General features: G+C 55.4%; 13 protein-coding genes. 9 read left to right on the forward strand and 4 right to left on the reverse strand.

Annotated features, from left to right (window positions below; genetic code table 11):
- Together leuD and leuB are read left to right on the forward strand one after the other, a co-directional pair.
- Window positions 1-439 (forward strand): 3-isopropylmalate dehydratase small subunit (gene leuD / locus B3Z49_RS08305; protein ID WP_296989853.1); only part of this gene is annotated, 439 nt, incomplete at its 5' end.
- 48 nt (window positions 440-487) lie between these two features.
- The gene (leuB, locus tag B3Z49_RS08310) at window positions 488-1591 is read left to right on the forward strand and encodes a 3-isopropylmalate dehydrogenase (RefSeq protein ID WP_008889808.1); all 1104 of its coding nucleotides are present in this window, start codon (window positions 488-490) and stop codon (window positions 1589-1591) included.
- Window positions 1592-1647: 56 nt separating this feature from the next.
- Here the strand turns inward: leuB and sigJ are convergent, their stop codons facing one another.
- The 4 genes from sigJ to B3Z49_RS08330 all read right to left on the reverse strand — a co-directional run bounded on the left by sigJ (window position 1648) and on the right by B3Z49_RS08330 (window position 5100).
- Entirely contained in the window at window positions 1648-2661 is a 1014-nt protein-coding gene (gene sigJ, locus B3Z49_RS08315) for an RNA polymerase sigma factor SigJ (RefSeq protein WP_296989875.1), read from the reverse strand.
- Entirely contained in the window at window positions 2654-3088 is a 435-nt protein-coding gene (locus B3Z49_RS08320; protein ID WP_296989857.1) for a carboxymuconolactone decarboxylase family protein, read from the reverse strand. The genes sigJ and B3Z49_RS08320 overlap by 8 nt, the downstream gene beginning before the upstream one ends.
- Before the next feature lie 133 nt (window positions 3089-3221).
- On the reverse strand, window positions 3222-3632 hold the full coding sequence (locus B3Z49_RS08325) for a hypothetical protein (protein ID WP_296989860.1): 411 nt from the start codon (window positions 3630-3632) through the stop codon (window positions 3222-3224).
- A 244-nt stretch (window positions 3633-3876) separates the two neighbouring features.
- A complete protein-coding gene (locus B3Z49_RS08330; RefSeq protein WP_296989863.1) occupies window positions 3877-5100 on the reverse strand; it encodes an SAM-dependent methyltransferase in 1224 nt (407 codons plus the stop codon).
- A 714-nt stretch (window positions 5101-5814) separates the two neighbouring features.
- Here B3Z49_RS08330 and B3Z49_RS08335 point away from each other — a divergent pair.
- From B3Z49_RS08335 to B3Z49_RS08365, 7 genes are all read left to right on the forward strand, one after another.
- The gene (locus B3Z49_RS08335; protein WP_063089365.1) at window positions 5815-6837 is read left to right on the forward strand and encodes an aspartate-semialdehyde dehydrogenase; all 1023 of its coding nucleotides are present in this window, start codon (window positions 5815-5817) and stop codon (window positions 6835-6837) included.
- A gap of 189 nt (window positions 6838-7026) precedes the next feature.
- Window positions 7027-7977, forward strand: coding sequence for a sugar-binding transcriptional regulator (locus tag B3Z49_RS08340; RefSeq protein ID WP_063089203.1), 951 nt, complete (start codon window positions 7027-7029; stop codon window positions 7975-7977).
- Window positions 7978-8175: 198 nt separating this feature from the next.
- The gene (locus tag B3Z49_RS08345) at window positions 8176-9486 is read left to right on the forward strand and encodes an ABC transporter substrate-binding protein (protein WP_040823061.1); all 1311 of its coding nucleotides are present in this window, start codon (window positions 8176-8178) and stop codon (window positions 9484-9486) included.
- A 164-nt stretch (window positions 9487-9650) separates the two neighbouring features.
- Entirely contained in the window at window positions 9651-10523 is an 873-nt protein-coding gene (locus tag B3Z49_RS08350; RefSeq protein ID WP_064788747.1) for a carbohydrate ABC transporter permease, read from the forward strand.
- A gap of 9 nt (window positions 10524-10532) precedes the next feature.
- The gene (locus B3Z49_RS08355) at window positions 10533-11363 is read left to right on the forward strand and encodes a carbohydrate ABC transporter permease (RefSeq protein ID WP_008889799.1); all 831 of its coding nucleotides are present in this window, start codon (window positions 10533-10535) and stop codon (window positions 11361-11363) included.
- Window positions 11364-11402: 39 nt separating this feature from the next.
- Window positions 11403-12410, forward strand: coding sequence for an ABC transporter ATP-binding protein (locus B3Z49_RS08360; RefSeq protein WP_008889798.1), 1008 nt, complete (start codon window positions 11403-11405; stop codon window positions 12408-12410).
- Window positions 12411-12488: 78 nt separating this feature from the next.
- Window positions 12489-13259 carry an SDR family NAD(P)-dependent oxidoreductase gene (locus B3Z49_RS08365; protein WP_287444840.1) on the forward strand — a complete coding sequence of 257 codons (771 nt, stop codon included), beginning with the start codon at window positions 12489-12491 and terminating at the stop codon, window positions 13257-13259.
- Window positions 13260-13363 lie beyond the last annotated feature (104 nt).

The raw sequence follows: 13363 nt of genomic DNA on the forward strand, positions 1-13363 counted from the left end.
CGTTCTGAACAAACCGGCCTATCGCAATGCCAAGATCCTTGTATCGGGTGACAATTTCGGCTGTGGCTCGTCGCGAGAACACGCGCCCTGGTCGCTGCTTGATTTCGGCATTCGCTGCGTGATCGCACCAAGCTTTGCCGACATTTTCTATAACAACTGCTTTAAGAACGGCATCCTTCCGATTCGTCTGCCACAGGAAGATGTCGACAAGCTGATGGCCGACGCCGAACGCGGTGCCAATGCCACCGTCACCGTTGATCTTGAAAATCAGGAAATCACCGGTCCGGACGGCGGCTGCATCAAGTTTGAAGTCGAAGAATTCCGCAAGCATTGCCTGCTGAATGGCCTCGACGACATTGGCCTGACCCTGCAGAAGGCCGATGCCATCAACGATTTCGAAGCCAAGCGCGCTGCATCGCAGCCCTGGCTGTCGCTGTAATTGCAAAAACGGGGTGAGCGGCCCCAAAAATCTGGGAAGGAAGCATTTATGAGCACCACCAAAAAAGTACTGATGCTGCCGGGCGACGGAATTGGCCCGGAAGTCATGCGTCAGGTTCAGCGCGTCATGGATTGGATGGCGAAAAAGCGCAGCGTGAATTTCGAAATCACCGAAGGTCTGATCGGCGGCGCATCCATTGATGCCCATAAAAACCCGCTGACCGACGAAACGCTTGCGGATGCCATGGCCGCCGACGCTGTTCTGCTGGGTGCTGTTGGTGGTCCGAAATGGGACGACATGCCGTTCGACATCAAACCGGAACGTGGCTTGCTCAAAATCCGTAAGGAAATGGGCCTGTTTGCCAACCTGCGTCCGGCACTGGTGTTTGACGCCCTTGTTGGTGCATCGACGCTTAAAGAAGACGTCGTTAAGGGTCTTGATATCATGATCCTGCGTGAACTGACCGGTGGCATCTATTTCGGTCAGCCGCGCGGCATCGAAGAACGCGACGGTGTCCGTCACGGCTTCAACACCCTTGTTTACTCCGAGCCGGAAGTCGAACGCATCGCGCGCGTTGCCTTTGACATGGCAATGAAACGTAACAAGCGCCTGTGCTCTGTCGATAAGGCGAACGTTCTGGAATCCACCGTTCTGTGGCGCGAAGTTGTCGAACGTGTTGCCAAGGACTTCCCGGAAGTCGAACTGAGCCACATGTACGTCGATAACGCCGCCATGCAGCTCGTGCGTAACCCGAAACAGTTTGACGTGATGGTCACCACCAACATGTTTGGCGACATTCTTTCCGATTGTGCCGCCATGCTAACCGGATCGCTCGGCATGCTGCCGTCTGCATCCCTTGGTGCGGCCGATGCAAACGGTGCGCGCAAGGCGCTTTACGAGCCGGTACACGGCTCCGCCCCGGACATCGCCGGTCAGGATATCGCCAACCCGCTGGCAACCATCCTGTCCTTTGCCATGATGCTGCGTTATTCGTTTGACATGGGCGACGATGCCACCCTGATCGAAGACGCCGTACAGAACGTCCTTAAGGGCGGCCTGCGTACTGCAGACATCATGCAGCCGGGCATGGCCAAGGTTTCGACCACGGTTATGGGTGAGTCGCTGATCAGCGAACTCGACAAGCTCGTCTGATCGTTTCAAGCGATCCCGATATTAAAAAGGCCGGATAGTTATCCGGCCTTTTTGCATTATTGGGCAATCTCGACGGCGTCGGCAAGAATGTCGGAAAACAGCGCCAACTTGTCCGGGTTCCGATGGACAAACAGATCAACAATCTTTCCGTCGCGTTCGGTCGCGCAGAGTGCTGTTGCCACAACTCCGTCCTCGGCCAGAAGGATCCAGCATTGATCCTTGATCGTGACGCCAAAGATGCGCTCGCCCGGGCTGCGCTTGCCCCAGACACCAAGAAAGAACCGCGACACATGATCGGCACCAAACAGCGGATTGGCGGTCGCCAGTGCCTTGCCACCACCATCGGAATGCAAAATCACATCAGGTGCCAGAAGATCTAGCAACCGGCCAACGTCACTCGTCCCGATGGCCGTGACAAACGCATCCAGACGATCCCGATCACAGGCCGTTGCATTCGGTTCGGGCGTCGCATCGCGATCACTGTCGCGGTGCATCTTGCGCCGGGCGCGGAACAGGATCTGACGGGTATTGTTCGGCGTGCGTTCGATCAGGGGGGCGATATCGTCATGCATCCAATCAAAAACTTCATGCAGCACAAGTGCTACCCGCTCCACCGGGGCAAGTCGTTCAAGCATCAACATATAAGCCTGCCCTAGGCCGTCCTGCTCGATCAACTGGGTTTCGGCTTTAGGTTGTTCGGGCGGCAACCACGGTTCTGGCAACCACTGACCGACATAGTTTTCGCGCTGTCGCCGGGCGGATTTCAAAACATCGAGGCAGATATTGCTGCACACCCGGACAAGCCAGCCGGTGGCGTCATTGATCGTCTCAATATCCTGATTGCGCCACCGCAACCAGACATCCTGAACCGCATCTTCGGCATCGGCGTGACTACCCAGCATACGATAAGCCAACGCGGTCAACCGTGCCCTGTGTTGTTCAAAAATCCGATCTGCCAAAGATGTCCCACCAAACGCGTGAAGCGATACGGGGAAATCCCGTATCGCTGTGTGTCTCCGATTGTAAGGGGTTTTTACGCCTCCGTCAGGAAGCTTGCGACGATCATGCAAATTCATGCTGCGCGATGCCCAACCGGTTCCATGCATTCATCGTGGCAATGATGCAGGTCAGCTCCGAAATCTCGGCTTCCTCGAAATGATCAAGAAGCACGCGATGGCATTTCGAAATCGTGACTTGGCATTCCGCCCGGGTCAGGCATTCGGCCCATGCCAGTGTCGCACGCTCTGCCGCGCTAAACCCTTCGGCACCCTGCCAAACCGGCAACATCGCAAGCTTGACCGGATCACCGCCATGTTTGGCAAAGCTGTCGGAATGCATCCGAACGCAATAGGCACAGCCATTGATCTGCGATACCCGGCATTCAATAAGATCACGCAGCACGGGTGCAATCAGCGGGTTTTCGCCAAGCTTGGTGGCAAGGTCAAATTGGGCCTGGAACAGTTTCGGGCTGACTTCATGAAAGTCAAAGCGGGTCATGGCAATTCTCCTTGGTGACACGAGGAATACAGGGGAAATTCTCCCCTCTGCCCACAAGGACGAAACACGGGCGGCCCACGTTACACGACCCGCCCGTAAAATTCGAAATTTATGAAATCAGCAATCTGGGACTTCAGATGATGCCCGCATCCTCAAGCGCGCGGGCAACATTGTCATGCATCACCCATGTCCAGTCCTCACCATCGCTTTGCGTTCCCTCAGCTAGGGTGAATATCGCCGCCAGATAATCACTGACGTCACTCTTGCACATCGGAAGGTCTGCTGCGGCCGCGATCTTGGCGGCAAGCCGGCCGTACTTCTTATTGCCGATACGGCATCCGAAATGCCCGACCGTCTCGGCCAGCTTCAGCCCGGTAATCTTGCGCCCCGGAGCTTTGGTGTGCGCACGCAGCATATCGCGTTCGCAGCTCGACATTTCAATTTCGGCCAGGGCCCGGACATAGTCCTCAGGCCGTCCGATATGCGGTGCGGTATCCTTTTGCGTCTGATGATTGGCGTCATCCCGGTTGATCATTTCAAACATGTCTTTTCCTCCCGACAGAATGACCGGTATGTCGCTTTTCACATCTGTCGTGCCGGTCCATCACGCGATGTGGCTTGGTTTGAAGGCACGTCTTTGATCTTCTTTGTTTTGATTTTGATTTGCAGTCATGCGGTGCATTTCACCGCAACAGGGTCGCACGGCTCTTTATTGAATATGGGAAGCAGCAAGCAGAAAACAAACAGGGCGGGAAACCATCGCTCCCCGCCCTCTATCATTGCAATCCTCAGGCATATTCAAAACCCGGCTTGGTAAAGACGAACTGGCCGACCCGCATGCCGCCGCCGCCCTCGCCCGCGTCAAAGGCATTGATGCATCCGGCCAGATAAAACTCCCACATGCGCTTGAATTCTTCGTCGTACTTTTCCGGGTCAAGTTCATCGGTGACTTTGCGGAACCGATCACGCCACGCAATAAGCGTCTGGGCATAGTTGCGACCGGCATGGAAGTTTGAGGCCTCTACCGTCAGGTTGGCATGTTCGGCGGCCTCGATCACTTCATGCACCGCCGGAATGTACCCGCCCGGGAAGATATATTTATCAATCCATGGCGATGTAAATTCAGCCCGCGGCTTGATGATGGTATGGATCACAGCCCGCCCGCCGGCCTTCAGAAGCTCACTGACCTTTTCGAAATAGGTTTTGAACTGATGACGACCAACATGCTCAAACATGCCGACCGATACAACGCGGTCGTACTTCCCGGCATTGGCATCGGCAAACAGCCGATAATCCAGCAGGTGGTAATCAAGCCCCGCCTTCATATTGCCGCCCATCTCCGAACGCTTTTCCTGCGCCCAGTTATATTGTTCGGTCGAAAGCGTGATGCCATGCACCTCTGCCCCGGTCTCACGATGGATAAAGCGGCTTAACCCGCCCCAGCCACAACCGATATCGACCACGCGCAGGCCCGGCTCATTGATTTTGAGCCGCTGGGTGGTCAGGCTCATTTTCCGGTGCTGGGCCTCCTCAAGGGTCTGGGCCCCATCATCCCAGAAGGCACATGAATATTGCATCTCCGGATCAAGGAACCGGGTGTAAAGATCATTGCCGATATCATAGTGATGGCGCACGCGGTGTGAGGCGGCCCGGACCGACGTGAACTGTCCGATCTGGAATTTCAGCGCCTGCAGCTTTTCAATAAAGCTGCCAAACCCGCTGGTCGAATGCCCGCCTTCGAAATTAAGACGCAGCACCTTGATCAGGTCCTCCATCTCGCAGTTCACAAGGTCAAACCCGCCATGCATAAAGGCCTCGCCAAAGCCCGGGTCCGGGCTCAGTGCCATTTTAAGTGTGTTGGTCCAATCCGGGACGGTCATACCCGCCCGCGGTTCTGATCCATCTCCCAGCACAACCTCGTGCTTGTCATCCACACGGAATACCAAAGTCCCGCGCGTGACATGTTCCCGAAAGAAATCGAGAACCTTTTTCTGTGTCCAATCCAAACTCATCGGGTACGTCATTGGCCGTCCTTTTTATAAAAGTCGGGATAGGACCAGGACCCATTAATTTGATTTGAATGGCAGACGTTATATTTGTGAAATCCAAGGAAAATGCCGCAGAGCGGGTTGGCATCCCGCGCAAGGGATTTGACGCCGGAGTTTGCAAATATAACGTCTGTCCTTCGGATTAACCGGATTTGCACGGGCTACTTTGTCGTAAAACCTTGAAGGATGTATATCGTTCTGCGGTTTTCCTCCGCGTATCCGCACAAATCCGGTAAACCATTCAAACCAAATTAATGGGTCCTGGTCCTAGTGATCGCCCCATATGCGGCAACACCGCATATCTGTAATGAACCCGTGATCAGGATCGTTTTGTCTGGCCGTCCGGAGGATCGTCAGGTGGTCACATCGGTGGCTTGGACGCCAACCAGGCAGAAATTCAGAAATCAACCTGGCAAGATGCAAAACGTTTCTGATTTCAGGTTCGCTACATGAACCCCTTTGGTAATTCTGCCAGATTTTTCTGCGATCTCAAGTAGTAATCATGATCACATTGGCAACGACATGCTTGCGCAATCGCCGAGAAACCCTTACATCTCGCCGCAGATTATCAGACATTACCCAAAGGCATGGTCGCTGCGTCATCCGTTGTCGCACGGGGTTTTCCCGTTGCGACACCATTGTGACCACCATGCCGAAAAGACTGAAAGAGGCACCCTGATGGGCTACAAAATCGCCGTTGTTGGCGCGACCGGAAATGTCGGGCGCGAGATGCTTAACACCCTTGCCGAACGCAAATTCCCGGCAGACGAAATCTTTGCGCTGGCATCGTCGAAATCCATCGGACGCACCGTGGGCTATGGCGAAGATGACGAGATCAGTGTTCTTGATGCAGCAACCTTTGATTTCTCAAAGGCCGATATCGCCCTGTTCTCGGCCGGTGGTGAAACCGCCAAGAAACTGGCCCCCAAGGCCGCCGAGGCAGGCTGCGTTGTCATCGACAATTCCAGCTATTGGCGCATGGAACCGGGTGTTCCGCTGGTCGTGCCCGAGGTCAATGGCGATGCGCTGGCCGGATACGCCAAAAAGAACATCATCGCCAACCCGAACTGCTCGACCATTCAGATGGTTCTGGCCCTTAAGCCGCTTCATGACATCGCAACGATCAAACGTATCGTTGTTGCGACCTATCAGTCGGTGTCGGGTGCCGGGCGTGCCGCCATGGACGAGCTGTTTAACCAGACCAAAGGCATCTATGTGAATGATCCGCCCAAGAAGGAGGAATTCACCAAACAGATCGCCTTTAACGTCATCCCGCATATCGACAATTTCATGGATGATGGCGCAACCCGCGAAGAATGGAAAATGTCGGTCGAGACCCGCAAAATTCTTGCGCCGGAAATCGCAGTCCACGCCACCTGCGTGCGCGTCCCGGTCTTTGTCGGCCATGGCGAAGCGGTCAATATCGAGTTCGAAAAACCGATCACAGTCGAAGAAGCCCGCAAGGCGATGAAAAACTTCCCCGGTGTTTCGGTTGTCGATTACCGGCAGGACGAAGGCTATGTCACCCCGCAGGAAGTCCAGGGCGAGGACAATGTCTTTGTCTCGCGCGTGCGTAAGGACCCGACCGTCGCAAATGGCCTGTCACTGTGGTGCGTTGGTGACAACCTGCGTAAGGGGGCGGCCCTGAATGCGGTTCAGATTGCCGAAAAACTGGTCGCAGAATTCCTGCCGAAGAAATAAGCGATCCCTTGGATCCGCAACAGATTTCAACCAAAACCCGCCTGTCATGGGCGGGTTTTGTCGTTCCATATCCCGGCAAGATGCTGGTCAGAGGCAAAAAAAGGCGCTAGGGAAAAAGAAGACAAACTTTCAAAATCAAAAAATACCTGTTCGCCTTTTGGCAACGGATCAAAAAGTCCGGGGAATGAGATGGTCAAACGCACCCGCAAGGAAGCGGCCCGCCTCGATGAAGCTGCCCGCGCTGGCTGGCTTTATTACTGTGCTGGCAACACGCAAGATGAAATCGCCCAGAAGCTTGGTGTGTCACGCCCGACCGCACAGCGTCTGGTGTCTGCTGCCGTCAGCGAGGGACTGGTAAAGGTTCGCCTTGATCACCCGATCGCGCGCTGCATGGAACTGGGCAAGGCGATCTGCGAGACCTATGGCATTGCCGGTTGCGATGTGGTGCCAACCGATCCGGCGGCACCCGATGCGATGTTTGGCATGGCGCAGGCGGCGGCAAACTATCTCGAACGTGCGCTGCATTCCACCGAACCAAAAATCATCGCACTCGGTACCGGGCGCGCCATGCGCGCCATGGTCGATGAAATCGGGCGTATTGATGCCTATCATCACAAGATCGTTTCCCTGGTCGGCACCATCGCCCATGACGGGGCGGCCAGTTTCTATGATGCGGTGACCGATCTTGCCGACCGCACCCGTGCGCCGCATTACCCGCTGCCGATCCCGGTGATCATTGCCGATCCGCAGATGCGCGAACGCATGCAGCAACAGCCCCCGATGGACAATATCCTCAAACTCGCGCGCGAGGCCGACATCCGCTTTATCGGGGTCGGGCATCTGGGCGATGATGCACCGCTGCATATTGACGGCTTTATCTCGAAAGACGAGCTGGTGTCGCTGCGCGAAAGTGGCGGCATCGGCGAAGTGATCAGTTGGTCGTTTGATCAGGACGGCAATATCCTCGATCATCCGGTCAATCATTGCGTGACCAGCGCGCCCGCCGTCCAGCCGGCAACCAACACCATTGCAGTCGCCAAGGGTGCGAAAAAGGTTGCCGCGATTCGCGGTGCGATGCGTGGTCAATTGATTTCAACGCTGATTACCGACGAAGCCACTGCGGAAAGTTTGCTGCGCTAGCACGCGGCATTTTTCACCCACACAGCAAATAGTTCTGCGCCCTGCCACCCATGTCGGCAGGGCGTTTCTTTGTGCGCCGCAAAAACGATTTTGTTTGACAAGCAATGGCGAAATTGAGTGAATGCTCATTACCTGAACAAATGATCAATGTGGGCAACCGAAGTTGCTCAGCGGGTAAATAGTCCTTTGGGAGGAAATATGAAACGCGTAATGGGAGTAGCGCTTTGTGCGCTGCTGGCAGGCGGTGTTGCACACGCCAATGCCGAAACGAAACTGACCATCGCTACCGTCAACAACGGTGACATGATCCGCATGCAGAAGCTGACGGATGATTTCACCTCCAAGAATCCTGACATTTCCCTTGAGTGGGTCACGCTTGAGGAAAACACCCTGCGTCAGCGCGTTACCACTGACATCGCCACCAAAGGCGGTCAGTATGACGTCATGACCATTGGTACCTACGAAGTGCCGATCTGGGCTGAAAAAGGCTGGCTCGCACCGCTTGATAATCTTGGTTCCGACTATGACGTCGATGACCTGATGCCTGCGATCCGCTCTGCCGTTTCCAACGATGGTCAGCTTTATGCTGCACCGTTCTACGGCGAAAGCTCGATGATGATGTACCGCACCGACCTGTTCGAAGCTGCCGGTATTGAAATCAACGGCCGCCTGACCTGGGACCAGACCCTTGAAATCGCCAAGAAACTCCACAAGCCTGACGAAGGTGTCTATGGCATCTGCCTGCGTGGCAAGGCCGGCTGGGGTGAAAACATGGCGCTGATCACCACCATGGGCAATGCCTTTGGTGCACGCCTGTTCGACGAGAACTGGAACCCGACCTTCGACAGTGCCGAGTGGAAAAATGCGCTCGACATGTACACCAACGTCCTTGGTAACTACGGTCCTCCCGGTGCGACCTCGAACGGCTTTAACGAAAACCTTTCGCTGTTCAACTCCGGCAAGTGCGGCATGTGGATTGATGCCACCGTTGCGGCATCCTTCGTGACCAACCCCAAAGAATCCAAAGTTGCAGACAAGGTCGGCTTCACCGAAGCACCGTGCGCTGTAACCTGCACCGGTGCCAACTGGCTCTGGGCTTGGAACCTTGGCATTCCGATGGGTTCCCAGAAAGTAGAAGCAGCTCAGAAGTTCATCTCCTGGGCGACCTCGAAAGCCTATCTGGAACTGGTTGCCTCCAAAGAAGGTTGGGCAAACGTACCGCCGGGCACCCGTATGTCGCTTTATCAGAACCCGAAATATCTTGAAGCGGCACCGTTCGCAGACGAGACCCTTCTGGCGATCGACAGCGCAGACCCGATCAACTCGACCCTGGAACCGAAGCCGTATGTTGGTGTTCAGTTCGCTGCAATCCCTGAATTCCAGGGTATCGGCACCACGGTCGGTCAGCAGTTCTCCGCAGCCCTTGCAGGTCAGATGAGTGTTGAAGAGGCCCTTTCGGCCGCTCAGTCCAGCACCGATCGTACCATGCGCAAGGCTGGTTACTACTGATACACTACCCAGACCGGACTTCCGCCCTTGATGCGACGTCCGGTCTGAACCTCCTTGACCTGAGAGAAACTTGGGTGGTGGTTGCAAAACACACCACCCTTTTTTTCCCTTAAAGACTAGGCTCAGGGCCTAAGGATCGAAACGACAATTTCGGGGAGCACATCATGTCGACACGGGCCTCGACCCTTACCGGGCGTATCATGTCCGCACCGTCGATCATCGTCCTGTTCTTGTGGATGGCCGTCCCGCTGGGCATGACGATTTACTTCTCCTTCCTGCGCTACAACCTGTTGTCGCCGGGAATGGAAGAGTGGATCGGTACACTTAACTACGAATTCTTCCTGACAGATCCCGCGTTCTTCGCGTCCCTTACCAACACCCTTTTGCTGGTCGGGTCTGTTCTGGTCATCACGGTGGTGGGTGGCATCCTTCTGGGTCTGATGCTGGATCAGCCGATCTTCGGGCGCGGTATCTTGCGCCTGCTGGTGATTGCACCGTTCTTCATCATGCCGACCGTGAACGCGCTGGTCTGGAAGAACCTTTTGATGGATCCGGTGTCAGGCATGTTTGCCTGGATCGCCAGCCTGTTCGGGTTGCCCGCGATTGACTGGTTCACCAATGCACCGCTGACCTCGATCATCATCATGGTGTCCTGGCAATGGTTGCCCTTTGCCGTTTTGATCCTGTTGACTGCCCTGCAATCGCTCGACCGCGATCAAAAAGAAGCCGCCCAGATGGACGGTGCCGGTCCGGTCGCGATCTTCTTCTATATCACCCTGCCGCACCTTAGCCGTGCGATCACGGTGGTTGTTCTGATCGAAACCATCTTCCTGCTTACCGTCTTTGCCGAGATCTTTGTCACCACTGGTGGTGGCCCGGGCTTGGCAACGACCAACATCGCCTTCCTCGTTTATACGCAGGCGCTGTTGCAGTTCGATGTTGGTGGCGCATCTGCCGGCGGCATTGTCGCGGTCATTCTGGCCAATATCGTGGCGATCTTCCTGATCCGCCTCATCGGCAAGAACCTGGACAAATAGGGGCACGACATGGAAAGCAAACAAACACCCCTTGGCTATGTCAGCTTCTCGGTCTTCGCGTGGATCGTGGGTCTTCTGATCTTCTTCCCGATCTTCTGGATGGTGCTGACCAGCTTCAAGACCGAACTCGAAGCGGTCTCCATCCCGCCGAGCTTCATCTCGTTCGACTGGACGCTTGAAAACTATGCCGAGGTCCAGCAACGCTCGAACTATTTCAAGTTCGCCATGAACTCGGTGATCCTCGCGGTCGGCTCCACCCTAGTGGGTCTGGTCTTTGCCGTGACGTGCGCATGGGCAATGGCCTTTAACCCGACCAAACGCACCAAGGACGCCCTTCTGTGGATGCTCTCGACCAAGATGATGCCGCCGGTCGGCGTTCTGGTCCCGATCTATCTGGTGTTCCGCGATTGGGGACTGCTCGATACCCGCTTTGGTCTGATCATGGTTCTGTTCTTGATGAACCTGCCGATCATGGTCTGGATGCTCTACACCTACTTCAAGGAAATCCCGACCGACATCCTCGAAGCGGCCCGCATGGATGGCGCAACCCTGCCCAAGGAAATCATCTTTGTGCTGTTGCCCATGGCGGTTCCCGGCATCGCATCGACCATGCTGCTCAACATCATTCTGGCATGGAACGAAGCCTTCTGGACGCTCAACCTGACAACGTCCGATGCAGCCCCGCTGACAGCTTTCATCGCCTCCTACTCAAGCCCCGAGGGCCTGTTCTGGGCGAAGCTTTCAGCCGCATCGACGCTCGCGGTTGCCCCAATTCTCGTGATTGGCTGGTTCTCTCAGAAACAGCTGGTTCGTGGTCTGACATTCGGCGCGGTCAAGTAACCGCAGCCTGATAGCAATCTGGAAAGAAGGAACACCAAAATGGGTGCTATCCGACTGGAAAAAGTCAAGAAAACCTTCGGCACACTCGATGTTATTCCCGGTGTCGATCTTGATATCAATGACGGTGAATTCGTGGTTTTCGTCGGTCCGTCGGGCTGTGGCAAATCAACGCTTCTGCGACTGATTGCAGGCCTTGAAGACGTCACCGATGGCAAAATCCTGATCAACGGAACCGATGTCGCCAACGAGGCCCCGGCCAAACGCGGCCTGTCCATGGTCTTTCAGTCCTATGCGCTTTACCCGCATATGACCGTCTATAACAACATTGCCTTTGGCCTGAAAATGGCCGGTGAAAGCAAGGAAGTTATCGAAGAGAAAGTCCAGTCTGCGGCCAAGATCCTGAACCTGACCGACTATCTTGAACGTCGCCCGGGCGCACTTTCGGGTGGTCAACGTCAACGTGTTGCCATTGGCCGTGCGATTGTCCGTAACCCGGCGGCCTTCCTGTTTGACGAACCGCTGTCCAACCTTGATGCGGCGCTGCGTGTGAACATGCGGCTCGAAATCACCGGTCTGCATCAGGAACTGAAAACCACCATGATCTACGTGACCCACGATCAGGTCGAAGCCATGACCATGGCCGACAAGATCGTGGTCCTTCAGGCGGGCCGTGTTGAACAGGTCGGCAAGCCGATGGAACTTTACAACAACCCGACAAACAAGTTTGTCGCGGGCTTTATCGGGTCACCGAAAATGAACTTCCTGGGCGGGGAGCTTGCCAAAAAATACGATTGCCACGAAATCGGCATTCGCCCGGAACACTTCGCGATCAGCACCGAAAAGGGTGAAATCCCGGCAACCGTCAAGATCGCCGAACACCTTGGTGCCGAAACATATCTTCATGTCGAAGCCGACGGTCTCGGTCCGATGACGGTCCGTGCCACCGGGGAAATCCCGCTTGGCGAACATGACAAGATTTTCCTGACCCCGGAACAGGATCGCATCCATCGCTTTGATGCCCAAGGGCTGGCGCTGGCCAAATCCTGATACGTGCAAAAACCGGATCGCGATGTCCCACAAACATTGCGATCCCGTCTTACCAACCAAGCCACTTGTGAGTCCAAAATGTATCTGAAAAAGTTCGATCTTACGGGCCGTCGGGCCTATGTCACTGGCGGCGGTCGTGCCATCGGCCTGTCCTGCTGCGAAGCTCTGGCAGAGGCCGGCGCCCATGTCATCATCGGTGACATCAGCGAAGGTGTTGCCGAAGAAGGCCGCGATTATCTGAAATCCAAAGGTTATTCGGCTGATATCGACATCATGGATGTCACCAACACCGATCAGGTCCGTGCAAGTGCCGAAAAGATGGCCAAGCAGGGCGGCGTTGACATCCTGGTCAACAATGCCGGTATCGCACGTTCGGAAACCCCGGCGGAAACCGTCACCGATGAACATTGGCTCAATGTCATTGACGTCAACCTGAACGGCACCTTCTGGTGCTGCCGTGAATTCGGCAAGCAGATGCTCGCAAAGAAAAACGGCGTCATCGTCAATGTCGGTTCCATGTCTGGCTTTATCGTCAATAAGCCGCAGGAACAGGCCTATTACAACGCTTCCAAGGCAGCGGTCCACCACCTGACCAAGTCGCTGGCGGCCGAATGGGGCAACCGTGGTGTGCGCGTCAATGCAGTCGCACCGACCTATATCGCAACCCCGCTCAATGAATTCGTAAAATCCAAGCCGGAAATGTATGACGCGTGGATCAACGGCACCCCGATGGCCCGTCTTGGCCTGACCGAAGAAATCGGATCGGTTGTCCTGTTCCTTGCATCTGATGCTTCCAGCCTGATGACCGGGTCCATCGTTCTGGCAGATGGGGGTTACACCTGCTGGTAAGGCCAGGTGAAACAATATGACCACATTGTCCTGAAGCTTTTGTGGTCAGCCAGTTCGACGGATAAACGGGGCGCGGATGTGGGACCTGCGCCCCGTTTACCTTA

The sequence above is a fragment of the Thalassospira sp. UBA1131 genome (assembly GCF_002311515.1).
Lineage (GTDB): Bacteria > Pseudomonadota > Alphaproteobacteria > Rhodospirillales > Thalassospiraceae > Thalassospira.